This window comes from Pseudomonas sp. JE3303 (assembly GCF_056312565.1).
The window spans coordinates 181,614-204,042 of record NZ_JBWGIF010000005.1; the positions used below are offsets into that span (position 1 = coordinate 181,614).

At 64.3% G+C, this 22,429-nt stretch carries 22 protein-coding genes; 7 read left to right on the plus strand and 15 right to left on the minus strand.

Annotated elements, in window-relative coordinates; all coding sequences use genetic code 11:
• Positions 1-66: 66 nt before the first annotated feature.
• The 9 genes from AC0ZZU_RS09170 to AC0ZZU_RS09210 all read right to left on the minus strand — a co-directional run bounded on the left by AC0ZZU_RS09170 (position 67) and on the right by AC0ZZU_RS09210 (position 9,330).
• On the minus strand, positions 67-1,227 hold the full coding sequence (locus AC0ZZU_RS09170; protein ID WP_476340220.1) for a D-alanyl-D-alanine carboxypeptidase family protein: 1,161 nt from the start codon (positions 1,225-1,227) through the stop codon (positions 67-69).
• Between the two features lie 130 nt (positions 1,228-1,357).
• Positions 1,358-2,365 (minus strand): septal ring lytic transglycosylase RlpA family protein, encoded by a 1,008-nt coding sequence (locus tag AC0ZZU_RS09175; protein WP_476340222.1) that lies wholly within the window; start codon positions 2,363-2,365, stop codon positions 1,358-1,360.
• Entirely contained in the window at positions 2,365-3,375 is a 1,011-nt protein-coding gene (gene mltB / locus AC0ZZU_RS09180; protein ID WP_476340223.1) for a lytic murein transglycosylase B, read from the minus strand. Before mltB ends, AC0ZZU_RS09175 begins: the two co-directional genes overlap by 1 nt.
• 17 nt (positions 3,376-3,392) lie before the next feature.
• Positions 3,393-4,496, minus strand: coding sequence for a rod shape-determining protein RodA (gene rodA / locus AC0ZZU_RS09185; protein WP_191622568.1), 1,104 nt, complete (start codon positions 4,494-4,496; stop codon positions 3,393-3,395).
• 38 nt (positions 4,497-4,534) lie between these two features.
• The gene (gene mrdA / locus AC0ZZU_RS09190; protein WP_476340225.1) at positions 4,535-6,424 is read right to left on the minus strand and encodes a penicillin-binding protein 2; all 1,890 of its coding nucleotides are present in this window, start codon (positions 6,422-6,424) and stop codon (positions 4,535-4,537) included.
• Positions 6,425-6,437: 13 nt separating this feature from the next.
• Positions 6,438-6,905 carry a 23S rRNA (pseudouridine(1915)-N(3))-methyltransferase RlmH gene (rlmH, locus tag AC0ZZU_RS09195; RefSeq protein WP_158460618.1) on the minus strand — a complete coding sequence of 156 codons (468 nt, stop codon included), beginning with the start codon at positions 6,903-6,905 and terminating at the stop codon, positions 6,438-6,440.
• A gap of 9 nt (positions 6,906-6,914) precedes the next feature.
• A complete protein-coding gene (gene rsfS, locus AC0ZZU_RS09200; RefSeq protein WP_158460617.1) occupies positions 6,915-7,337 on the minus strand; it encodes a ribosome silencing factor in 423 nt (140 codons plus the stop codon).
• Positions 7,338-7,382: 45 nt separating this feature from the next.
• Positions 7,383-8,057: a nicotinate-nucleotide adenylyltransferase gene (nadD, locus tag AC0ZZU_RS09205; protein ID WP_476340227.1), complete on the minus strand. Its 675-nt coding sequence runs from the start codon at positions 8,055-8,057 to the stop codon at positions 7,383-7,385.
• A gap of 1 nt (position 8,058) precedes the next feature.
• Complete coding sequence (locus AC0ZZU_RS09210; RefSeq protein ID WP_476340228.1) at positions 8,059-9,330, minus strand: glutamate-5-semialdehyde dehydrogenase; 1,272 nt, start codon at positions 9,328-9,330, stop codon at positions 8,059-8,061.
• A 544-nt stretch (positions 9,331-9,874) separates the two neighbouring features.
• Between AC0ZZU_RS09210 and AC0ZZU_RS09215 the strand changes: the two genes are divergently transcribed.
• Together AC0ZZU_RS09215 and AC0ZZU_RS09220 are read left to right on the plus strand one after the other, a co-directional pair.
• Entirely contained in the window at positions 9,875-10,567 is a 693-nt protein-coding gene (locus AC0ZZU_RS09215) for a DNA-3-methyladenine glycosylase (protein ID WP_476340230.1), read from the plus strand.
• Positions 10,568-10,570: 3 nt separating this feature from the next.
• On the plus strand, positions 10,571-11,887 hold the full coding sequence (locus tag AC0ZZU_RS09220) for a bifunctional DedA family/phosphatase PAP2 family protein (protein ID WP_476340231.1): 1,317 nt from the start codon (positions 10,571-10,573) through the stop codon (positions 11,885-11,887).
• Between the two features lies 1 nt (position 11,888).
• Here the strand turns inward: AC0ZZU_RS09220 and AC0ZZU_RS09225 are convergent, their stop codons facing one another.
• The 3 genes from AC0ZZU_RS09225 to AC0ZZU_RS09235 are packed head-to-tail and all read right to left on the minus strand — an operon-like array spanning position 11,889 to position 13,564.
• The gene (locus AC0ZZU_RS09225; protein WP_476340232.1) at positions 11,889-12,479 is read right to left on the minus strand and encodes an LON peptidase substrate-binding domain-containing protein; all 591 of its coding nucleotides are present in this window, start codon (positions 12,477-12,479) and stop codon (positions 11,889-11,891) included.
• A 9-nt stretch (positions 12,480-12,488) separates the two neighbouring features.
• Positions 12,489-13,205, minus strand: a complete 717-nt coding sequence (locus AC0ZZU_RS09230; protein WP_476340233.1) for an LrgB family protein — start codon at positions 13,203-13,205, stop codon at positions 12,489-12,491.
• Positions 13,202-13,564 carry a CidA/LrgA family protein gene (locus tag AC0ZZU_RS09235; protein ID WP_476340235.1) on the minus strand — a complete coding sequence of 121 codons (363 nt, stop codon included), beginning with the start codon at positions 13,562-13,564 and terminating at the stop codon, positions 13,202-13,204. The genes AC0ZZU_RS09230 and AC0ZZU_RS09235 overlap by 4 nt, the downstream gene beginning before the upstream one ends.
• A gap of 155 nt (positions 13,565-13,719) precedes the next feature.
• On the opposite strand from AC0ZZU_RS09235, the gene AC0ZZU_RS09240 reads away from it, so the two are divergent.
• The 3 genes from AC0ZZU_RS09240 (at position 13,720) to AC0ZZU_RS09250 (ending at position 16,662) form a co-directional block, all read left to right on the plus strand.
• The gene (locus AC0ZZU_RS09240; protein ID WP_476340236.1) at positions 13,720-14,175 is read left to right on the plus strand and encodes a MaoC family dehydratase; all 456 of its coding nucleotides are present in this window, start codon (positions 13,720-13,722) and stop codon (positions 14,173-14,175) included.
• Positions 14,176-14,260: 85 nt separating this feature from the next.
• Positions 14,261-15,994, plus strand: a complete 1,734-nt coding sequence (locus AC0ZZU_RS09245) for a C13 family peptidase (RefSeq protein WP_476340237.1) — start codon at positions 14,261-14,263, stop codon at positions 15,992-15,994.
• A gap of 26 nt (positions 15,995-16,020) precedes the next feature.
• Entirely contained in the window at positions 16,021-16,662 is a 642-nt protein-coding gene (locus AC0ZZU_RS09250; RefSeq protein ID WP_476340238.1) for a Rossmann-fold NAD(P)-binding domain-containing protein, read from the plus strand.
• A gap of 217 nt (positions 16,663-16,879) precedes the next feature.
• On the opposite strand, the gene AC0ZZU_RS09255 is transcribed toward AC0ZZU_RS09250, so the two are convergent.
• The 3 genes from AC0ZZU_RS09255 to mpl are packed head-to-tail and all read right to left on the minus strand — an operon-like array spanning position 16,880 to position 19,139.
• Complete coding sequence (locus tag AC0ZZU_RS09255; RefSeq protein WP_476340239.1) at positions 16,880-17,167, minus strand: YceK/YidQ family lipoprotein; 288 nt, start codon at positions 17,165-17,167, stop codon at positions 16,880-16,882.
• Entirely contained in the window at positions 17,164-17,793 is a 630-nt protein-coding gene (gene ubiX, locus AC0ZZU_RS09260; protein ID WP_476340241.1) for a flavin prenyltransferase UbiX, read from the minus strand. The genes AC0ZZU_RS09255 and ubiX overlap by 4 nt, the downstream gene beginning before the upstream one ends.
• Entirely contained in the window at positions 17,790-19,139 is a 1,350-nt protein-coding gene (gene mpl, locus AC0ZZU_RS09265) for a UDP-N-acetylmuramate:L-alanyl-gamma-D-glutamyl-meso-diaminopimelate ligase (protein WP_476340242.1), read from the minus strand. Before mpl ends, ubiX begins: the two co-directional genes overlap by 4 nt.
• 153 nt (positions 19,140-19,292) lie before the next feature.
• Between mpl and exaC the strand changes: the two genes are divergently transcribed.
• On the plus strand, positions 19,293-20,813 hold the full coding sequence (exaC, locus tag AC0ZZU_RS09270; RefSeq protein WP_476340244.1) for an acetaldehyde dehydrogenase ExaC: 1,521 nt from the start codon (positions 19,293-19,295) through the stop codon (positions 20,811-20,813).
• 142 nt (positions 20,814-20,955) lie between these two features.
• A complete protein-coding gene (gene eat, locus AC0ZZU_RS09275) occupies positions 20,956-22,404 on the plus strand; it encodes an ethanolamine permease (protein ID WP_476340246.1) in 1,449 nt (482 codons plus the stop codon).
• The last annotated feature ends 25 nt before the right edge of the window (positions 22,405-22,429 follow it).

Sequence of the window (22,429 nt, forward strand, 5' to 3'; positions counted from 1 at the left end):
GCCTCGTAAGCCGTGGCAACAACGGCGCCCCCACCAGAACAAGGCGGGGGCGCGGCAGGTCACGTATCAGTTGAACAACCCGTAGAAGAACAGGCGGATGCTATCCCACATACGGCCGAAGAAACCAGCTTCCTCGACGCCGTCCAGGGCAATCAGGTCAGCGCTGTGGACAACCTTGTCATCGAGTTTGACTTCGACTTTGCCGATCACGTCACCTTTGGCGATGGGCGCGGTCAGCTGGGGGTTGAGCATCATGTTGGCAGCCAGGCGCTTGAGCTGGCCTTTGGGCATGGTCATGCTCAGGTCGTCGGCAAGGCCGGCCTTGATGACGTTGGTCGCGCCCTTCCAGACCTGGGCCTGGGTCAGCTCGGTACCTTTCTGGTAGAAGGTCTGGGTTTCGAAGAAGCGGAAACCGTAGGTCAGCAGCTTCTGGGTTTCGGCAGCGCGCGCTTGTTCGCTGTTGGTGCCGAACACCACGGCGATCAGGCGCATGCCGTCTCGCACGGCCGAGGACACCATGCAGTAGCCAGCCTCGTCGGTGTGGCCGGTCTTCAGGCCGTCGACGGTCTTGTCGCGCCACAGCAGCAGGTTGCGGTTGGGCTGCTTGATGTTGTTCCAGTAGAACTCTTTCTGCGAGTAGATCGCATAGTGAGCCGGATCCTCGTCGATGATCGCGCGAGCCAGTACCGCCATGTCATGCGCCGAGGAGTAGTGCTCGGGGTGCGGCAGGCCGGTCGGGTTCATGAAGTGGGTGTTGCTCATGCCCAGGTCCGCGGCGGTCTTGTTCATCATGTCGGCAAAGGCGTCTTCGCTGCCGGCGATGTGCTCGGACAGGGCCACGCTGGCGTCGTTGCCGGACTGGATGATGATGCCGTGCAGCAGGTCGCTCACGCTGACCTGGCTGCCGACCTTGATGAACATCCGCGAGCCACCGGTGCGCCAGGCGTTTTCGCTGACGGTAACGGGGTCGTTCTCGCCGATCTGACCACGACGGATGTCGAGGGTGGCGATGTAGGCGGTCATCAGTTTGGTCAGGCTGGCCGGCGGGAGACGCTCGTCACCATTGTTCTCGACCAGGACATTACCGCTGGACGCTTCCATGAGCACGTAGGACTTGGCTGCCAGTTGCGGCGGCGACGGCATCATCTGCTCTGCCGCGAACGCGGCAGGGGTGATCATCAGCGGTACAAGCAGGCAAAGGCGTTTGGCAAAGGAGGTGATGTTCATCCGTCTCTCGAAATGGCTAATGGGCTCATGCCCTCATGGGCAAAAAGTTAACAGGCCGGGGCCTTGCGGGCAAAACGACCATTGTACATGGGCGCGTTACCCGCTACATGACAAAACCGACAGCTCTCTGTCAGTCCGCCGTGACCACCTTGGCCTGGCCAAGATTGGCCAGGCGCACGCTGTCCTGCATCTGCTGGGCTTCGCCCTGGCTGCTGATCGGCCCCAGGCGCACGCGGTGCAGGGTCTGCTGGTTGCGCACGATGGAACTGATGAACACCGGCGCACTGACCATGCTGCTGAGCTTGGAACGCAGCAGCTCAGCGGCATCCGGGTTGGCGAAGGCGCCAACCTGCAGGAACAGGCCACCGCTGTTGCCGATGGCGTTGTTGCTGGCAACCTGCACCGGCACCACGGCCGCGGCGTGCTGCTGCGGTGGCGGGGTCCACTGTTCGACGCGGCCGGTGGTGGCTGGCAGCGGCTTGGTCTGGGCTACCTGCGGCTGTTGCAGGACCATCGGTGCTGCCTGGCCCCGCTGGGCCCACCACTGCTGCGGGTCGATGCCCTCGACGCGCACCCGGGCGGTGCCGCTTTCGGCGTAGCCGAGCTTCTTGGCCGCTGCGTAGGACAGGTCGATGATCCGATCGGAATAGAACGGCCCGCGGTCGTTGACCCGCAGCACCACCACGCGGTTGTTGTCCAGGTTGGTCACCCGCACATAGGCCGGCAGCGGCAGGGTCTTGTGCGCCGCGCTCATGCCGTAGAGGTCGTAGACCTCACCGTTGGCGGTATTCTGGCCATGGAACTTGGTGCCGTACCACGACGCCGTGCCCTCGGCGCGATAGTTGCGCGAGTCCTGGATGGGGAAGTAGGTCTTTCCCAGCACGGTATAAGGGTTGGCCTTGTAGTTGCCGGTATGCACGGTCGGCGTGGCATCGGGGATCTTCGTGACATCGACATCCCACCACGGCGCGCCGTCCTTGTGGGCCCGGTTGATGTCCAGGCCCGGCTGGGCACGTACGACAGAGCCCTGCTGCTGCGATGTCTGCGGCGCGCGGGTGCTGGAGCAGCTGGCCAGAACGAGACCGGCGGCGGCGCAGGCCAGCAGCTTGAAAGAGGAAGTGTTGAACAGTACGCGCATTACTTGACGCCCCGTGCTTGAACCAGCAGGTCCGATAGCTGATGTACCGCCATCGCGTACATCACGCTGCGGTTGTAGCGAGTGATCGCGTAGAAATTCTTCAGGCCGAGCCAGTATTCCGGGCCATTTTCGCCTTCGAGACGGAAGGCGGTCACCGGCAGATCATCGCGCAGCGCATCATGACTCGACCAGCCCAGTGCCCGCAACTCTGCGACGGTCTTGACCGCATCGATACCAGGGCTCAGGCCCTCGTCGACACGCTCGCCGCGCACCGTGGCGCGGCTGACCACAGCCTCGCCGCCCACCCAGCCATGACGCTGGAAGTAGCTGGCGACGCTGCCGATGGCATCGTCCGGGTTGTTCCAGATGTTGATGTGGCCGTCACCGTCGAAGTCCACGGCGTAGGCGCGAAAGCTGCTGGGCATGAACTGCGGCAGGCCCATGGCGCCCGCGTACGAACCCTTGAGCGTGAGCGGGTCGAGCTGTTCCTCGCGGGCCAGCAGCAGGAACTCACGCAATTCCTTGCGGAAGAAGTCGGCGCGCGGCGGATAGTCGAAGCCCAGGGTCGACAGTGCGTCGAGCACCCGGAAGTTGCCGGTGTTGCGGCCAAAGAAGGTCTCGACGCCGATGATCGACACGATCACCTGGGCCGGCACGCCGTATTCCTGCTCGGCGCGCGCCAGGGTGGCCTCATGCTGGCGCCAGAAGTCCACGCCGCGGGCAATGCGCGCGTCGGTGAGGAACATCGGGCGGTAGTCCTTCCACGGCTTGACCCGCTCGGCCGGACGCGAGATCGCATCGAGGATCGACTGTTTGCGCTGTACTTCGGCAAACACGCTCATCAGCTGCTCGCCGGCAAACCCGTAGTCGCGGGTCATCTCGCCGACGAATTCAGCCACCTGTGGCGAGCCGTCATAGTCACCGGCGTTGGCCTGCTGGACAGCGCCGAACAGGCCCATCGCACCGATCCACGGTACACAACGAGCCATCCAGCCACGCACTGCTTGCATGAAATTCTTCACCTTATTCAAACTTGCGCAATCCACTTGCGGTGCGTGTGGATCGACATCAGAACGCCAAACGCTGACAGCAGCGTCACCAACGAAGTTCCGCCATAGCTGATGAAGGGCAGCGGCACACCCACCACGGGTAGCAGGCCGCTGACCATACCGATATTGACGAACACGTATACAAAGAAAGTCATGGTCAGGCTGCCCGCCAGCAACTTGCCATAGAGGGTCTGCGCCTGGGCGGTGATCACCAGCCCGCGGCCGATCAGCAGCAGGTACAGCAGCAGCAAGGCGCAGATGCCGACCAGGCCGAATTCCTCGCCGAGCACGGCGATGATGAAGTCGGTGTGGCTCTCGGGCAGGAAGTCCAGGTGCGACTGGGTGCCCAGCAGCCAGCCCTTGCCGAAGACCCCGCCCGAGCCAATGGCCGCTTTCGACTGGATGATGTTCCAGCCCGTGCCCAATGGGTCGCTCTCGGGGTCGAGGAAGGTCAGCACGCGCTGTTTCTGGTAGTCATGCATGAAGAAGAACCACATGGCCACCGCCACTGGCACCGCTGCCCCGATCGCGGTCAGGATCCAGCGCCAGCGCAGGCCTCCCATGAACAGCACGAAGGCGCCCCCGGCCAGGATCAGCAATGCCGTGCCAAGGTCGGGCTGGCGCACGATGAGGATGAACGGTACGCCGATCAGCATCAGGCTGATGGCCACGTGCTTCAGGTCGGGTGGCAGGGTCCGCTTGGACAGGTACCAGGCCAGCGTCGCCGGCATGATGATCTTCATGAACTCCGAAGGCTGGAAGCGGATCACCCCGGGAATGTTGATCCAGCGGGTGGCGCCCATGGCGTTGTGGCCCATGACATCGACCACTACCAGCAGGCACACCCCGCCCAGGTAGGCGACCGGCGCCCAGCGCGCCATGAAGCGCGGTTCGAGCTGGGCAATGATGAACATCGACACCAGTCCCAGGCCGAACGAGCTGGCCTGCTTGAGCAGCAGGTCCCAGTTCTTGCCGCTGGCCGAATAGAGGACGAACAGGCTGCCGGCCGCCAGGGCGAGCAACAGGATCAGCAAGGGGCCGTCGACATGGATGCGCTGCAAGAAGCTGGCGCGCCGGCGCATCACATCCTCGCTGGAGAGCATGCGATCGAAATTACTCATCACGGGGCGTTTTCCTGCGCGACGGTTGAAGGTACGAAATCGGCCTTGAGCAGGCCATTTTCGTCGAGCATCCAGGCGTCCATCACCTGGCGCATCACGGGCGCCGCGACCCGGCCGCCGGCCTCGCCGTTCTCGATCATCACCGACACCACGATCTTCGGATCCTGCGCGGGGGCAAAACCAACGAACAAGGCATGGTCACGGTGGCGTTCCTGGACTTTGTTGCGGTCATATTTCTCGCCTTGCTTGATGGCGACCACCTGGGCCGTACCGCTCTTGCCGGCGATGCGGTACTGCGCCCCGGCCGCAGCCTGGCGCGCCGTGCCGCGGGCGTTGTGCATCACCTGCTCCATGCCATGGGTGACCTTTACCCAGTCCGACTTGTCGCGCAGGACGATATCGGCGATCGGGTCCTCGTCCACGGGAGGCTGGCCCTCGATGGTCCTGGCCAGGTGTGGCCGGTTCCACTTGCCCTTGCTGGCGATCAGCGCCGTGGCCTGGGCCATCTGCAAAGGCGTGGTCTGCATGTAGCCCTGCCCGATGCCGAGAATCAGCGTCTCGCCCGGGAACCACGCCTGGCGGCGGGTGGCACGCTTCCACTCGCGGGTTGGCATCAGGCCGGACGACTCTTCGAACATGTCCAGCGAGACCTTTTGGCCCAGGCCGAACTTGTTCATGTAGCTGGAGAGGCGATCGATGCCCATCTTGTGCGCCAGGTCGTAGAAGTAGGTGTCGTTGGACCGCATGATCGCCAGGTCCAGATCTACCCAGCCGTCACCGCTGCGGTTCCAGTTGCGGTACTTGTGGTCGTAGTTGGGCAGTTGGTAGTAGCCCGGGTCGAACACCCGGCTGCCAGCCGTCACCACACCGCTGTCCAGTCCGGCGATGGCTACCGCCGGCTTGATGGTCGAGCCCGGCGGGTACAGCCCGCGCAGTACACGGTTGAACAGCGGCCGGTCGATGGAGTCGCGCAGGTCGGCGTAGGCCTGGAAACCGATGCCGGTGACGAACAGGTTGGGATCGAAGCTCGGCTGGCTGACCATTGCCAGCACCTCGCCGCTGCGCGGATCGAGCGCGACGATGGCGCCACGGCGCCCGGCCAGGGCCGCTTCGGCGGCTTCCTGCAACTTGATGTCCAGGCCCAGGACGATGTCCTTGCCAGGAATCGGGTCGGTGCGCTTGAGCACCCGCAGCACCCGGCCGCGCGCGTTGGTCTCCACCTCTTCATAGCCGACCTGGCCGTGCAGTTCGGCTTCATAGAAGCGCTCGATGCCGGTCTTGCCGATATGGTGGGTACCGCTGTAGTTGACCGGGTCGAGGATCTTGAGCTCTTTCTCGTTGATTCGTCCCACATAACCGACCGAGTGCGCGAAATGCGCGCCCTGCGGGTAGTGTCGCACCAGCTGGGCCGCGACCTCCACACCGGGCAGGCGGAACTGGTTCACCGCCACCCGGGCGATCTGTTCTTCGGTCAACTCGAACAGGATCGGCACCGGCTCGAATGGCCGGCGCCCCTGGCGCATGCGTTTCTCGAAGAGGGCGCGGTCGTCGGCGGGCAGCTCCAGCACCTCGACGATCACGTCCAGCACCTGCTGCCAGTCGCCAGAACGCTCGCGCGTCATGGTCAGGCTGAAGCTCGGGCGGTTGTCGGCGATGATCACCCCGTTGCGGTCGTAGATCAGCCCGCGGGTCGGCGGGATCGGCTGCACATGCACCCGGTTGTTCTCCGACAGCGTGGAGTGATAGTCGTACTGGATCACCTGCAGGTAATACAGCCGCGCAATCAGCACACAAATCAGCAGCATGATCGCCACCGCGCCGACCACGACGCGCTTACGCACCAGGCGGGCGTCTTTCTCGTGGTCCTTGAGGCGGATCGGCTGCGACATGAAGCTTACAGGCTCATTTGTGGTAAGGATGCCCGGACAGCACGGTCCAGGCACGGTACAACTGTTCGCCGATCAGTATCCTTACCAACGGGTGCGGCAGGGTCAGCGGTGACAGCGACCAGCGCTGCTCGGCACGCGCGCAGACCTCCGGCGCCAGCCCTTCCGGGCCACCGACCATGAAATTGACAGTGCGCGAATCCAGCCGCCAGCGATCGAGCTCGACCGCCAGCTGCTCGGTGCTCCACGGTTTGCCGTGGACTTCCAGGGTAACGATTCGCTCCCCCGGTTGCACCTTGCTCAGCATCGCCTCGCCCTCCTGACGAATCAGGCGAGCGACGTCGGCGTTCTTGCCACGGGTGTTCAGCGGGATTTCAACCAGCTCCAGCGCCAGCTCCGAAGGCAGACGCTTGGCATATTCATGCCAGCCGTCCTCGACCCATCGGGGCATGCGCGAGCCGACCGCGATCAGGCGCAGACGCACAGCGCTTCCTTATTCCCGGTCTTTCAGGTTGTCGGAGTAGCTGTGGGCGTGATCCGGGTTGTGGTGCTTGCCATCGGCGGCGCGGCTCTGCTCGGCACCCATCCACAGGCGCTCCAGGTCGTAGAACTGGCGAGCGGCGGCGGTCATCATGTGCACGATGACGTCGTTCAGGTCCAGCAGGACCCAGTCGCTGTCACCCTTGCCTTCTTCGCCCAGCGGCTGCACGCCCTTGGCCTTGACCTGCTCGCGCACCTTTTCCAGCATCGCGCTGATCTGGCGGTTGGAGGTACCGGTGGCGATGATCATGTAGTCGGTCAGGCTGTGCTTTTCACGCACGTCGATGACTTGTACGTCCTGCGCCTTGACGTCGTCCAGGGCTGCCTTGGTCAGTTCGACCAGTTCTTCGGCAGTGATGTTGTTTTGCTTTTTCATATAAAACTCGTTCAACTCGTTTGGATGAGGCGCCGTTTGGCGCCTTCAGTTCGGCGCACGGTAAAGGGCGTGCGCATCGATATAGGCCAGTACTGCGTCCGGCACCAGGAACCGCACCGACTTGCCGCTGGCCAGCAGCTGTCGGATCTGCGTGGCCGACACCGCAAGCGGGGTCTGCCAGACGAATGAAATGTGTCCCGCAGGCCCGGGCAGGGTCGTGGGGTCACTTTCTGAACGCGCCGCCAGCAGGTTGCGCAGCGCGTCCGGGGGTTCGACATCGGCATCCGGGCGTTGCAGCACCAGGATGTGACAGTGTTGCAGCAGCTCTTCCCAGCGGTGCCATCCAGGCAGGCCGCAAAAAGCATCCCATCCAAGCACCAGGAACAGCTGGTCATCGGGCCCGAGCTCGGCGCGGATCGACTCCAGAGTATCGATGGTGTAGGAGGGCTTGTCGCGCGCCAGTTCCCGGGCGTCGACACTCAGGCGACTGACGCCTTCGACCGCACGCTCGACCATCGCCAGGCGGTCCTGCGCCGCCACTTGCGGGGTATCGCGGTGGGGCGGACGCGCGTTCGGCAGCAGGCGCAGCTCGTCCAGGGCCATGAACTCGGCCACTTCGAGCGCACTGCGCAGATGGCCGATGTGCACCGGGTCGAACGTGCCGCCGAGAATGCCGACACGCCGGACAGCCCCGCGCGCGGGCGTGGTCGCCTGAGTCAAATCAGCAGGACTCCTGGCCGCGCAGCTGGCCGTCACCGATCACCACGTACTTCTCGCAGGTCAGGCCTTCGAGGCCAACAGGCCCACGCGCATGCAGCTTGTCGGTGGAGATACCGATCTCCGCGCCCAGGCCATACTCGAATCCGTCGGCAAAGCAGGTCGGCGTGTTGAGCATCACCGATGCCGAGTCGACTTCGGCGATGAAGCGCCGGGCCAGGCCCTGGTGTTCGGTGACGATCGAATCGGTATGGTGCGAGCCGTAGTGGTTGATGTGCTCGATGGCCTGGTCCAGGCCGTCGATCACCCGGATCGACAGGATGGCCGCCAGGTACTCGGTGTGCCAGTCGTCTTCGGTGGCAGGCAGCGCCTCGATGATCGCACGGGTGCGTTCGCAGCCACGCAGCTCGACGCCCTTGGCGCACAGGCGGCGGGCCATCTCGGGCAGGAAGTCGCTTGCCACGCACTGGTCGACCAGCAGGGTTTCCATGGCGCCGCAGATGCCGTAGCGATAGGTCTTGGCGTTGAGGGCGATGTTCCAGGCCTTGTCCAGGTCGGCATGCTCGGCCACATACACGTGGCAGATGCCGTCCAGGTGCTTGATCACCGGCACGCGCGCGTCACGGCTGATGCGCTCGATCAGGCCACGGCCGCCGCGAGGGACGATCACGTCCACATGCTCGGGCATGCTGATCAGCGCGCCGACGGCCGCGCGGTCGGTGGTCTCGACCACCTGGACCACGGCGGGCGGCAGGCCGGCGACAGCCAGGCCGCGCTGGATGCAGGCGGCAATCGCGCGGTTGGAGTGGATCGCCTCCGAGCCGCCACGCAGGATGGTGGCGTTGCCGGACTTCAGGCACAGGCTGGCGGCGTCGATGGTCACGTTCGGCCGCGATTCGTAGATGATCCCGATTACCCCAAGCGGCACGCGCATCTTGCCGACCTGGATGCCCGACGGACGATAGCTCATGTCGCGCATGGCACCGACCGGGTCCGGAAGGCTGGCCACCTGGCGCAGGCCGGTGATCATGCCGTCGATTCGCGCTGGCGTCAGCGCCAGGCGGTCGAGCAAGGCAGCATCCAGGCCGCTTGCACGGCCAGCGGCCAAATCCAGTTCGTTGGCTGCGGTGAGCGCGTCGCGGTCGGCGTCGAGGGCATCGGCGGCCGCCAGCAGGGCGCGGTTCTTCTGCCCGGTGGTGGCACGGCCGATCACCCGCGAGGCTTCGCGAGCGGCGCGACCCAGGCGGGTCATGTAGTCAAGAACGGACTCAGTCATGGGCTCGGTGTCTTGGCAAAGGGGAAATCGGCTGATTATAACTGGCGCGCAGGTGTACGCCCAGCGGTGGCTGGCGGATGGTCTGAAATGAAGCGTTGGGGTGGGTGGGAAAAGCGTGCGCCTGGGGCCTTGTGGGGCCCATGAGATCGAGCGCCGCCCGCGCGGCGCATCGCGGGACAAGCCCGCTCCCACATTTGTTGCAACGTGCCATGGCCTGACAGAATGGAGTCTTAGCCTTGTTTGTCCGGCTCAGGTCTTGAGGGGAGCACACTGGCCTCCCACCACTCTTCTGCCATGCACTAAGGCTGGCAACCCCAACCCTACAGGCCATGGCACGTTGCAACAAATGTGGGAGCGGGCTTGTCCCGCGATGCGCCGCGCGGGCGGCGCTCGATCTCCTGGGCGCTGCACACCTCAAGACAAAACCCGGCGCTCGACCTCCTGAGCGCTGCACATCTCAAGACAAAACCCGCCCCTCCACCTCCTGCGTAAACCCACAATAAATTGCTATCCTCATGCCCTTTACCAAGCGCGAAGCCATCGCATGCCTGATACAGCTCCCTGCCCTGCCCGCGCGCTGCCCGACAGCTTTTTCGACCGTGATGCCCAGACCCTGGCCAAGGCCTTGCTGGGCAAGATCATCCGGCACCGCCAGGGCAACCTCTGGCTGGCGGTGCGAATCATCGAGACCGAGGCGTACTACCTGACCGACAAGGGCAGCCACGCCTCGCTGGGCTATACCGAAAAGCGCAAGGCGCTGTTCCTGGACGGCGGGCATATCTACATGTACTACGCACGCGGCGGCGACTCGCTGAATTTCAGCGCCCAGGGACCCGGCAACGCGGTGCTGATCAAGTCGGCCTTCCCGTGGCAGGACGCGCTCTCGGACGCCAACAGCCTGGCGCAGATGCAGCTCAACAATCCCGACGCCAGCGGCCAGTTCCGACCAGCCGAGCGCCTGTGTGCAGGACAGACGCTGCTCTGCAAGGCGCTTGGCCTTAAAGTGCCCCACTGGGACGCCCAGCGTTTTGACGCGGAACGGCTGTATGTCGAAGACTGCGGAATCAACCCGACACAAATTATCCAGACCACACGCCTCGGTATTCCCCACGGCCGCGACGAACATTTGCTATACCGCTTCGTCGATGCCGAATATGCCCGTTTCTGCACCCGGAACCCTCTGCGCCGCGGCCAAGTCGAAGGGCGCGACTTCTTCATTCTCCAACAAGGAAGCTGACACATGGGCCAATGGCTCGACAGCCTGACCAGCTGGCTCAGTGCCAACCCGCAGTGGCTTGGGCTGGCGATTTTCGTGGTGGCCTGCATCGAGTGCCTGGCCATCGCGGGGATCATCGTGCCCGGCACCGTGCTGCTGTTCGCGGTGGCGGTACTGGCCGGCAGCGGCGCGCTGTCACTGAGCGAAACGCTGATGCTGGGTTTCTTTGGCGGGATGCTCGGTGATGCGGTGTCCTATACGCTTGGACGGCGTTTTCACCAGAACATCCGTCGACTGCCCTTGATACGCCATCACCCCGAATGGATCGGCAGCGCTGAAACCTATTTCCAGCGCTACGGCATCGCGAGCCTGCTGGTCGGGCGTTTCATCGGCCCGCTACGGCCAATGCTGCCCATGGTGGCCGGCATGTTCGACATGCCGCTACCCCGCTTCATCGCGGTCAGCCTGGTCTCTGGGGCTGGGTGGTCGATTGCCTACCTATTGCCCGGCTGGGCCACCGGGGCGGCCATGCGCCTGCCGCTGCCCGAGGGCTTCTGGCTGGACGCAGGGCTGATCGCCGGCGGCGTGGCGATCCTGATCGGCCTGAGCATCAACAGCAGCCTGCGTCGACATCGCCATGGCAGCCGACTGGTCGCGGGAGCCAGCCTGCTGGCGCTGGCAGCTGTGTTTCTGGGCTGGCCTTACCTGCATGAATTCGACCAGGGTGTAATGACGCTGATCCAGGAGCACCGCCGACAGGCCCTGGATGCCACCGTGGTGGTCATCACCCGGCTTGGCGACTTCAGTCACCAGCTGATTCTCGGGGTCTTGCTGACCAGCCTGCTGCTGCTCACCCGGCAATGGCGTCATGCGGTCTTCGTCGGCGGGGCACTGCTCGGCACTGCGGTGGCCAATGGTACGCTGAAATGGCTGTTCGCCCGGGCGCGCCCCGAAGTACTGACCGACCCGCTGACCACCTACAGCATGCCCAGCGGCCACAGTTCGGCATCATTTGCGTTTTTCCTGGCCCTGGCGGTGCTTGCAGGGCGCGGCCAGCCGCCGCGGATGCGCCTGACCTGGATCTTGCTGGGTTGCCTGCCCGCGTTGTTGATCGCTCTGTCGCGGGTGTACCTGGGCGCCCACTGGCCGACCGACATCCTGGCGGGGGCTCTGCTGGCCTGCTGTGTCTGCGCCCTGAGCCTGACCCTGACGCAGCAGCGCCAGCCGCTGAACGCCTTGCCGCTGAGGGTCTGGTGGCTGGTATTGCCATCTTGCATCGCATTGTTGGCGTTCTTCGCCCTCTATGCCCTGCCCCAGGCGTTGCTACGCTACCAGTACTAAGTCAGGCGAAGAGTTCGCCCTGGATGCGCTCCAGCAGTGACTGGATCGCTTCCAGGCGCCGCTGGGGCGAGTCGATGGCCAGCAGGTCGAGCTTGTCCTCTTCCATGAAGGGCAGCAGATAGGCCAGTTGGTTGGCCAGCGACTGCTGCCCGTCCACGGCCTTGGGCATGTCCAGGGAAGCCACCATCGGATGCTCGCCCAAGGCAATGAGCAGCGCCAGCAGGTCGTCGTCATGTTCGGTCAGCGGTGTGTCCGGCCGTTCGGGCAACCATTGCACCGCGGCCACGAGCAACTGGTCTTTCTCGATATCGGTCTGCTCGACCCGAAAACGTCGCACGCCTTCGACACGGATGCCCAACAGGCCGTTGTCCTGCTGCTGGAAGTCGCGGATCAGCGCCTCGCAGCCGATGTGGGCGACACCCGGCGCAGCCTTGCCAACCTCCTCGCCCTCAAGGATGCACACCACGCCAAAACCGCCGTCCTGCTTCATGCAGCGGCCGATCATGTCCAGGTAGCGCGCCTCGAAGATCTGCAGGTCGAGCAGGCAGCCAGGAAAAAGCACCGTATTCAGGGGAAACAGCGGAAGCGTCATGTCTTGTCCTCAGGCCACAAGGCTGACGGCCAACGGCAGGAACACCGCCGTGGCCACGCCCATCAGGCTCATCGCCAGCGCGGCAAAGGCGCCGCACTCGTCACTTTCCTGCAACGCCACCGAGGTACCGACGGCATGCGCGGTAATACCCAGCGACATGCCACGCGCCTCGGGGCTCAGCACCCCGCAACGCGACAGCAGCGCCGGTCCGAAGATAGCGCCGATCACGCCGGTGATCAGCACGAAGACTGCCGCCAGGGCCGCTACTCCGCCGATCTGCTCGGCCACCAGCATGGCGATCGGCGACGTCACCGACTTGGGCGCCATGGTCATCAGGATCATGTGCTCGGCGCCAAACCACCAGCCCAGCAGCAGGCAGGCAACAGTGGCGAACAGACCCCCGACTACCAGCGTAGTAAAGGTCGGCCAGAACAGCTGGCGAATGCGCCGCAGGTTGAGATACAGCGGCACCGCCAGGGCCACGGTGGCCGGGCCCAGCAGGATGTTCATGATCTCGGTGCTCTTGCGGTATTCGCTGTAGCCGATGCCACAGGTCAGCAGCACACCGATCACCAGCAACATCGACACCAGCACCGGCTGCAGGAAAATCCAGCGGGTTTTCTCGAAGGCCGCCAGCACCACCTGGTACGCACCCAGCGTGATGCCGATGCCGAACAACGGGTGATGGATGACCGCGTCGACCGCGCCGTGCCAGTCGAGCATCATGGTTGTTCCTCGCGCTTGACCTGGCGGTGCATGAGCCGCTGCATCAGCACGCCGACGAAGACCAGGGTCAGCAGCGCGGAAATCACCAGCGCCCCTACGATGGCCCAGAAGTCCGCCGCGATGTCCTTGGCATAGACCATCACCCCCACCGCTGGCGGCACCAGCAGCAACGGCAGGTAGCGCAGCAGGCTGCCGGCCGCTTCGTTGAGCGGTGCACCCACTTCGCCGCGTACCATCAGGAACACCAGCAACAGCAGCAGGCCAATGATCGGCCCAGGCAGCACCGGCACCAGCAGATGATTGATCGCCGTGCCCAGCAGTTGAAACAGCACCAGCCAGGTCAAACCACGCAACAACATAAGGAGCTCCTTCCATGCCAGGCGCCATTATAAGCACGCCGGGCGGAAGGCTATACCCCGGCATTCACCGATGCGGTGGCGACTTGACCAGGCCCGGATGCCGTGCTGATCTTGGATTCTCGAACCCAGACGCAACAACAATCCGGAGAGCCGCGATGCCCCATGTACCCGTTGCAGAACTGTCGCAGTATGTTGGCAAGGAATTGGGACGTTCCGAGTGGCTGAAGATCGACCAGGCGCGCATCAACCTGTTCGCCGAGGCCACCGGAGACTTCCAGTTCATCCACGTCGACGCGCAGAAGGCGGCGCAGACGCCGTTCGGCAGCACCATCGCCCATGGCTTCCTTACCTTGTCGCTGATTCCCAAGCTCATGGAAGACATCATGTTGCTGCCTGAAGGGATCAAGATGGTGGTCAACTACGGACTGGACAGCGTGCGCTTCATCCAGCCGGTCAAGGTCGATAGCCAGGTGCGCCTGAAGGTCGAACTGGTTGACGTCACCGAGAAGCGCCCTGGCCAATGGCTGCTCAAGGCTACCGCCACGCTGGAGATCGAGGGCGAGGAAAAGCCCGCCTACGTCGCCGAGCCCATCACCCTCTGCTTCGTCTGAAACTCAGGGCAGTCGGCAGCTGCGGCTGTTTCAGCCGGCGCATTGTGCGGCATACTCCCGGGCTTGTTTTTTCCCGGACCCCGCCATGCGCCAGCTTGCACCCATTGCCCTGATCCTGTTGCTCGCCGCCTGTGGTGACGGCGAGTCGCTGTCTCCGCCGGATGCGCGCCTGCCCGACGGTGGCCGCTACCGGGGCGAGGTGGTCGATGGCCTGCTACAGGGCGAGGGGCGCATCGATTATCCCAACGGCAGCTGGTACGCCGGTGGCTTCCACGATGGCCAGTGGCATGGCCAGGGTGAATGGCATGGCAGCAATGGCGAGGTCTATCGCGGGCAGTTCGTCGAAGGGCTGTTCCAGGGCGTGGGCACCCTGAGCACGCTCGCCAGCCATTACACCGGCACCTTCAAACATGGCCGCCGCGATGGCGAGGGTACTCTCAAGGAACTTGAAAGCCTTTACCGCGGCCAGTTCAGGAATGACCAGTACGATGGCGCCGGCCAGCTCGACCTGGCTGACGGCAGCCGCTACCAGGGCCTGTTCACCAAGGGCAAGCCCAATGGCGCTGGCGTTCGCAGCGACGCCAGCGGCAACCAGTACAGTGGTCAGTTCGTCGACGGCCAGTTGCAGGGCGCCGGGACGTTCAACAGCGTCGAAGGCGAGCAGTACATCGGCGACTTCAAGAACAACCGGCTCGAAGGCCGTGGCCGCTACGAAAACGCCGATGGCGATGTGTGGATCGGCGAGTTCAAGGACGGCTCGCTCATGGGTGAGGGCGAGCTGCTCGGCAGCGACGGCAGTCACTACAAGGGCGGCTTTCGGGACTGGCGGTTCACAGGACAGGGCCGCCTGCAGCTTGCCGACGGCAGTCACTACATCGGCGGTTTCGAAAGCGACGCCTACCAGGGGCACGGGCGCCTGACGTCAAGCGATGGACGCGTCCAGGCGGGTTTCTGGGTCAATGGCCTGCGCAACCGTGATGAAAAAGGCAAGCTGCTGCCTGACCCGCTCGAGCTGGCACTGCTCAACCAGGGCAAGCTGCTGGAGCAATCGCTGGCCAGCCTGCCCCGCTCCACGCCGCCCATAGAGCTGTACAGCCTGGTCCTGGCCGGCGACGGCCAGCAGAGCGTATTCCTGCGCGAGGCCGATTACGTCAGCAAGCTGCTGAAGGTACGTTTCGGTGCGCGCGGCCAGGTTACCCTGGTGAACCACCGCGACCACCTGGCCGACCGGCCCATGGCCACCCGCGAGAACCTTACCCGCGCCGCCCAGGCACTGGCCGAGCGCAGCGGCCCGGAGGACCTGGTGTTCATCTACCTGACCAGCCATGGCAGCCAGGACCATCAACTGGTGCTCGACCAGCCGCGCCTGCAACTGGCCGACTTGACCGCAAGCGAACTGGCCAGCGCGCTGGCTCCCCTCGAGCACCGTGATAAGGTGATCGTCATCTCCGCGTGTTATTCAGGAGGCTATATCGATCCGCTCAAGGACGACCGCACGCTGATCATGACCGCGGCCCGTCCCGACCGGGTTTCGTTCGGCTGCTCGGAGGAGGCCGATTTCACCTACTTCGGCGACGCGCTGTTCGCCCAGGCGTTCAATCAGACCGACGATCTGAAACAGGCGTTTGAACTGGCGAGCGCTACTGTTGCCGAACGGGAACGGACAGAAGGTTTCGAAGCCTCGGAGCCCCAGTTCTGGGCTCCGCCCGCCGTGCTTGACCACTGGCAGCGATTGCGCCAGCAGCAGGCCCGCAAGGCCTTGCAGAGTGATGCCCGCCCCGCTCCGGCGGGACAGGAAAAAATCCCTGCAAGCCACTAAGCTGACTGTAACAAGGGAGAGACATCATGTACTTGACGCCTCAGCATGTACTGCTTGCCGGAGCCACGGGCCTGACGGGTGAGCATCTGCTCGACCGGCTTCTCAGTGAACCGACCATCAGCCGCGTACTGGCTCCCACCCGGCGTCCGCTGGCCGAGCACCCGCACCTGGAAAACCCGGTGGGTGACCCTGCGATCTTCCTGCCCCGGTTGGGCGGCAGGGTGGATATCGCCTTCTGCTGCCTGGGCACCACGCTCAAGCAGGCCGGATCGGAGACCGCCTTCCGCGCGGTGGACCTGGACATGGTCGTGGCCTTCAGCAGGCGGGCCCGCGAGCTGGGCGCGCGTCATCTTCTTGTCGTCAGCGCCATTGGCGCCGATCCCCAGTCTTCGATTTTTTACAACCGGGTCAAGGGCGAGATGGAAGAAGCGCTCAAGGCCCAGGATTGGCCACAGCTGACGATTGCCCGGCCTTCGCTGCTGCTGGGTGAGCGCGTCGAGCCGCGCCTGGCCGAGCAGGTAGCCGGATCGCTGTCGAAACTGATCCCCGGGAAATTCCGGGGAATCGAAGCATGCCAGCTGGCCCGGGCGCTGTGGCGGCTGGCGCTGGAAGAGCAGGACGGGATTCGCATCGTCGAGTCCGATGAACTGCGCAGGCTGGGCAAATAACCTCGGGATCATCTCCGCCCCCGCAGACTGCTGTGTACCTGTGCCTGTGCCTGTGCCTGTGCGTTTGTGTGTGTGTAGGAGCGGCCTTGTGTCGCGAAGCGGGCCCGAAGGGGCCGTAAAACCAGGCGACACCGTTCGTCTGACACACCGAGCCGGCAGGTTTACAACCGCTGAGCGGCCGCTTCGCACGGTCCGGCGTCCCGGCACAAGGCCGCTCCTACAGGCCTCCGGTAGCCTGGAATCCCACCCCCAGCACCGTCAACACGGATAACGGCAGCAGCACCGTATCCAGCAACGCACTCCCCGGCAGGTCAAGCCCGGGATAGGCCGGCGCCTCAGCGCCAAACCGGTCCAGCGCGCAACACCCACCCTTCAACGCATACAGGTCCAGCCGCGTACCGGAATACACCACCGGCGCGCCGGGCTTGGCGGCATCCAGGGTGCGCACCGTCGCACATCCCTGCAGCGCGACGAGCACTGCCAGCCCCGCCAGCAGGCGATTCACTCGTCCGCGCCCAGGTGATGCTCGCCCCAGCGCGGCAGCATGTCCTGCGGGATGTTCAGCAGGTTGAGAATCCGAGCCACGACGAAATCGACCAGGTCGTCGATGGTCTGCGGCTGATGATAGAACCCAGGTGCCGCCGGCAGTATCACCGCACCCATCTGCGACAGCTTGAGCATGTTCTCCAGGTGAATGGTCGACAGCGGCGCCTCGCGAGGCACCAGGATCAGCTGGCGGCGCTCCTTGAGGGTCACGTCGGCCGCCCGCTCGATCAGATTGTTGCAGGCACCGGTGGCGATTGCCGACAAGGTGCCCGTCGAGCAGGGCACCACCACCATGGCCCCTGGCGCCCCGGAGCCGGAGGCCACCGGCGACATCCAGTCTTCCTTGCCATAGACGCGGATCTGCCCGGCGGCAGCGCCGGTGTATTCGGTCAGAAACGCCTGCATGGCCTGGGGCTTGGCGGGCAGCACTACGTCGGTCTCGGTCGACATCACCAGCTGCGCGGCCTTGGAGATCAGAAAGTGCACCTCGCGGTCTTCACGCACCAGGCAGTCGAGCAGGCGCAGGCCGTACTGTGCCCCCGACGCCCCGGTCATCGCCAGGGTGATGCGGTCTGGCCCGTTCATTTGAGCGCCTCGGCAAGCTTGCCGTGCAGGCCACCGAAGCCGCCGTTGCTCATGATCACAACCTGCGTACCGGGCTGAGCCTGGCTTTTGACCCGTTCGATGATGGCTTCCAGGCTGTCGGCGACGATCGCCGGCACCTTGCACTGCGCTGCAGTGCCCGCCAGGTCCCAGCCCAGGTTGGGCGGTGCGTACCAGATAACCTGGTCGGCGTCGTTGACGCTTTCAGGCAGGCCATCGCGGTGGGCGCCGAGCTTCATGGAGTTGGAGCGAGGCTCGATCACTGCAATCACCGGTGCCTCCCCCACGCGCTTGCGCAAGCCGTCCAGAGTCGTGGCTATGGCGGTCGGGTGGTGGGCAAAGTCGTCATAGATGGTCACGCCGTTGACCTCGGCGACCTTCTCCATGCGCCGCTTGACGCTCTTGAAGGCGCTCAGGGCCTCGATGCCCATGGCCGGCACCACGCCGACATGGCGAGCCGCAGCCAGGGTGGCCAGTGCGTTGGCGACGTTGTGCTGGCCGGTGAGAGCCCAATCGACCACGCCCTGCACTTCACCCTCGAAGCTCACTTCGAAGCGCGAACCGTCGGCGCTGAGCAGGCGCACCTGCCACTGGCCACCTTCGCCGGTGGTCTGTACCGGCGTCCAGCAGCCCATGCCGATCACCCGCTCCAGCGCCTGTTCGGTAGTCGGATGGACGATCAGCCCTTCGCTCGGAATGGTCCGCACCAAGTGATGGAACTGGCGCTCGATCGCGGCCAGATCGGGGAAGATATCCGCGTGATCGAACTCGAGGTTGTTAAGGATCGCGGTACGAGGACGGTAGTGGACAAACTTCGAGCGCTTGTCGAAGAAGGCACTGTCGTACTCATCGGCCTCGACCACGAAGAACGGCGTCTCGCCCAGGCGGGCAGACACCGAGAAGTTCTGCGGCACACCACCGATCAGGAAGCCCGGGCTCATGCCGGCATGTTCCAGCACCCACGCCAGCATGCTGCTGGTGGTGGTCTTGCCGTGGGTGCCGGCCACGGCCAGCACCCAGCGGCCTTGCAACACATGGTCGGCCAGCCACTGCGGGCCGGACACATAAGGCAGCCCCTTGTTGAGCACGTGCTCCACTGCCGGATTGCCACGTGACAGCGCGTTGCCGATCACCACCAGGTCAGGCGCCGGGTCCAGCTGGGCCGCGTCATAGCCTTGGGTCAGTTCGATGCCCTGGGCTTCGAGCTGTGTGCTCATGGGTGGATAGACATTGGCATCCGAGCCAGTGACCCGATGCCCGAGCTCTTTGGCCAGGACGGCCAGGGAACCCATGAAAGTGCCGCAAATACCGAGAATATGAATGTGCATGATCGACCTCGCAAAACGTCGAGGCAGGGTAGCCCAGGGCGCAGGAAATCGCACCCGCTGTTTCGCGCCCGCAATGGACCCGAAAGCGCTGGCGCGACCCTTGCACTAGACTTTATATCCTCCCCTACAAATTCAATATCCAGGAGACACATCATGCGTTACGCACATCCCGGCACCGACGGCGCCAAGGTCTCGTTCAAGCGCCAGTACGGCAACTTCATCGGTGGTGAGTTCGTCCCGCCGGTAAAAGGCGAGTACTTCACCAACGTCTCGCCAGTCAACGGACAGCCGATCGCCGAATTCCCCCGTTCCAGCGCCGAAGACATCGACAAGGCCCTCGACGCCGCCCACGCCGCTGCCGACGCCTGGGGCCGCACCTCGGTGCAGGACCGCTCCAACGTGCTGCTGCGCATTGCCGACCGCATCGAGCAGAACCTCGAGCTGCTGGCCATCACCGAAACCTGGGACAACGGCAAGCCGATCCGCGAAACCCTCAACGCCGACATCCCGCTGGCGGTCGACCACTTCCGCTACTTTGCCGGCTGCATCCGCGCCCAGGAGGGCGGCGCCGCCGAAATCAACGAAGGCACCGTGTCGTATCACATCCACGAGCCGCTCGGAGTGGTAGGGCAGATCATCCCGTGGAACTTCCCACTGCTGATGGCCGCCTGGAAACTCGCCCCGGCCCTCGCCGCCGGCAACTGCGTGGTGCTCAAGCCCGCCGAGCAGACCCCACTGGGCATCACGGTGCTGGCCGAGCTGATCGGCGACCTGCTGCCGCCTGGCGTACTCAACGTGGTGCAGGGCTATGGCCGTGAAGCCGGCGAAGCGCTGGCCACCAGCAAGCGCATCGCCAAGATCGCCTTCACCGGCTCCACCCCGGTCGGCTCGCACATCATGAAATGCGCCGCCGAGAACATCATCCCGTCCACCGTCGAGCTGGGCGGCAAGTCGCCGAACATCTACTTCGAAGACATCATGCAGGCCGAGCCGAGCTTCATCGAGAAGGCCGCCGAAGGCATGGTGCTGGCGTTCTTCAACCAGGGCGAAGTCTGCACTTGCCCGTCCAGGGCGCTGGTGCAGGAGTCCATCTACCCGCAGTTCATGGAAGCGGTGATGAAGAAGGTGCAGCAGATCAAGCGCGGCGACCCGCTCGACACCGACACGATGGTGGGCGCCCAGGCGTCGCAGCAACAGTTCGAGAAGATCCTCTCCTACCTTGAGATCGCCGAACAGGAAGGCGCCGAGCTGCTGACCGGCGGCAAGGTCGAAAAACTCGAAGGCGCCCTGGCCACGGGTTACTACATCCAACCGACCCTGCTCAAGGGCCACAACAAGATGCGCGTGTTCCAGGAAGAGATCTTCGGGCCGGTGGTGAGCGTCACGACCTTCCGGGACGAGGAAGAGGCGCTGGCGATCGCCAACGACACCGAGTTCGGTCTTGGTGCAGGCGTATGGACCCGTGACATCAACCGGGCCTACCGGATGGGGCGCGGGATCAAGGCTGGGCGAGTCTGGACCAACTGCTATCACCTGTACCCGGCCCACGCCGCGTTTGGGGGGTACAAGAAGTCGGGCGTCGGCCGTGAGACGCACAAGATGATGCTGGATCACTATCAGCAGACGAAGAATCTGCTGGTGAGCTACGACATCAACCCGCTCGGGTTCTTCTGAAGCATCCGGGGCCGCGTCGCGGCCCCGGATTCTCCCCGGAAAGACATCGGCCAAAGCCCCTTCAACCGCTCTGGCCCGCTTCCTGCAAGCTGTATCACCAATAACCGGCACCCCCGCCGGACCAAGAAAAAAGGTGGACACAATGCCTAGCGATCATCCCGGCAACACGCCGTCAGGTTCATCCGTCGATTTCGAAAAGGTCGGTTCCGAATACTTTCAGCAACGAGAATTGAAACAGGGCGCAGCGGGCTGGGTCCTGCTGGTCGGCCTGGGCGTGGCATACGTGATATCCGGTGACTATGCCGGCTGGAACTTCGGCCTGGCCCAGGGCGGCTGGGGCGGCATGTTCCTGGCCACGCTGCTGATGGCCACCATGTACCTGTGCATGTGCTTTTCGCTGGCCGAGCTGTCCTCGATGATCCCCACCGCAGGCGGCGGCTACGGCTTCGCCCGCAGCGCATTCGGGCCCTGGGGCGGCTTTCTGACCGGCACGGCGATCCTGATCGAGTACGCCATCGCCCCCGCCGCCATCGCCGTGTTCATTGGTGCCTATTGCGAATCGCTGTTCGGCATCGGCGGATGGATGATCTATCTGGCCTTCTACATCATCTTCATCGGCATCCACATTTTCGGCGTGGGTGAAGCACTCAAGCTGATGTTCATCATCACGGCGGTCGCTGCGATTGCCCTTGTGGTGTTCCTGATCGGCATGGTGCCGCACTTCGACGCCAGCAACCTGTTCGACATTGCCCAGACCGACGCGGTCGGTGCCAGCAGCTTCCTGCCTTTCGGCTATGTCGGTGTCTGGGCGGCGATCCCCTACGCCATCTGGTTCTTCCTTGCCGTCGAGGGTGTCCCGCTGGCTGCGGAAGAAACCAAGAACCCTCGCCGCGACCTGCCACGCGGCCTGATCGGCGCCATGCTGGTGCTGCTCGCCTTTGCTCTGCTGATCCTGGTAGTCGGCCCCGGCGGCGCGGGCTCGGAGGCGCTCAAGGCTTCCGGCAACCCCTTGGTCGAGGCACTGTCCCGGGCCTACGGCGGCTCCACCTGGATGAGCGGCTTCGTCAACCTGGTCGGCCTCGCCGGGCTTGTCGCCAGCTTCTTCTCGATCATTTATGCCTATTCGCGGCAGATCTTCGCGCTTTCCCGCGCAGGCTACCTGCCCCGCAAGCTATCCCAGACCAACAAGAGCAAGGCGCCGGTCCTGGCCCTGATCATCCCCGGCATCATCGGTTTCGCGCTCTCGCTGACCGGCCAGGGCGACCTGCTGATCCTGGTCGCTGTGTTCGGCGCTACGCTGTCCTATGTACTGATGATGGCCGCGCACATCGCGCTGCGCATCCGACGCCCCAAAATGGAGCGTCCATATCGCACCCCGGGCGGAATCTTCACCTCGGGCGTGGCGTTGGTGCTGGCATGCCTGGCCGTGGTCGCGGGCTTTCTGGTCGATCCACGGGTGGTCATCGGGGCTGCGGTGATCTACGGCGTACTGATCGCCTACTTCGCGTTCTATAGCCGGCATCACCTGGTGGCGGGTACACCCGAAGAGGAATTCGCCGCAATTCAGAAAGCCGAAGCAGCGCTGCATTGATTGCCTGGCCTCAGCTGCCCTGGAG

Bases quoted from the DNA above. Each gene is read 5' to 3' on its own strand.
- AC0ZZU_RS09170 (WP_476340220.1), bottom strand. From the start codon at position 1,227: ATGAACATCACCTCCTTTGCCAAACGCCTTTGCCTGCTTGTACCGCTG.
- AC0ZZU_RS09175 (WP_476340222.1), bottom strand. From the start codon at position 2,365: ATGCGCGTACTGTTCAACACTTCCTCTTTCAAGCTGCTGGCCTGCGCC.
- mltB (WP_476340223.1), bottom strand. From the start codon at position 3,375: ATGCAAGCAGTGCGTGGCTGGATGGCTCGTTGTGTACCGTGGATCGGT.
- rodA (WP_191622568.1), bottom strand. From the start codon at position 4,496: ATGCGCCGGCGCGCCAGCTTCTTGCAGCGCATCCATGTCGACGGCCCC.
- mrdA (WP_476340225.1), bottom strand. From the start codon at position 6,424: ATGTCGCAGCCGATCCGCCTCAAGGACCACGAGAAAGACGCCCGCCTG.
- rsfS (WP_158460617.1), bottom strand. From the start codon at position 7,337: ATGAAAAAGCAAAACAACATCACTGCCGAAGAACTGGTCGAACTGACC.
- AC0ZZU_RS09210 (WP_476340228.1), bottom strand. From the start codon at position 9,330: ATGACTGAGTCCGTTCTTGACTACATGACCCGCCTGGGTCGCGCCGCT.
- AC0ZZU_RS09215 (WP_476340230.1), top strand. From the start codon at position 9,875: ATGCCTGATACAGCTCCCTGCCCTGCCCGCGCGCTGCCCGACAGCTTT.
- AC0ZZU_RS09220 (WP_476340231.1), top strand. From the start codon at position 10,571: ATGGGCCAATGGCTCGACAGCCTGACCAGCTGGCTCAGTGCCAACCCG.
- AC0ZZU_RS09225 (WP_476340232.1), bottom strand. From the start codon at position 12,479: ATGACGCTTCCGCTGTTTCCCCTGAATACGGTGCTTTTTCCTGGCTGC.
- AC0ZZU_RS09230 (WP_476340233.1), bottom strand. From the start codon at position 13,205: ATGATGCTCGACTGGCACGGCGCGGTCGACGCGGTCATCCATCACCCG.
- AC0ZZU_RS09235 (WP_476340235.1), bottom strand. From the start codon at position 13,564: ATGTTGTTGCGTGGTTTGACCTGGCTGGTGCTGTTTCAACTGCTGGGC.
- AC0ZZU_RS09240 (WP_476340236.1), top strand. From the start codon at position 13,720: ATGCCCCATGTACCCGTTGCAGAACTGTCGCAGTATGTTGGCAAGGAA.
- AC0ZZU_RS09245 (WP_476340237.1), top strand. From the start codon at position 14,261: ATGCGCCAGCTTGCACCCATTGCCCTGATCCTGTTGCTCGCCGCCTGT.
- AC0ZZU_RS09250 (WP_476340238.1), top strand. From the start codon at position 16,021: ATGTACTTGACGCCTCAGCATGTACTGCTTGCCGGAGCCACGGGCCTG.
- ubiX (WP_476340241.1), bottom strand. From the start codon at position 17,793: ATGAACGGGCCAGACCGCATCACCCTGGCGATGACCGGGGCGTCGGGG.
- mpl (WP_476340242.1), bottom strand. From the start codon at position 19,139: ATGCACATTCATATTCTCGGTATTTGCGGCACTTTCATGGGTTCCCTG.
- exaC (WP_476340244.1), top strand. From the start codon at position 19,293: ATGCGTTACGCACATCCCGGCACCGACGGCGCCAAGGTCTCGTTCAAG.
- eat (WP_476340246.1), top strand. From the start codon at position 20,956: ATGCCTAGCGATCATCCCGGCAACACGCCGTCAGGTTCATCCGTCGAT.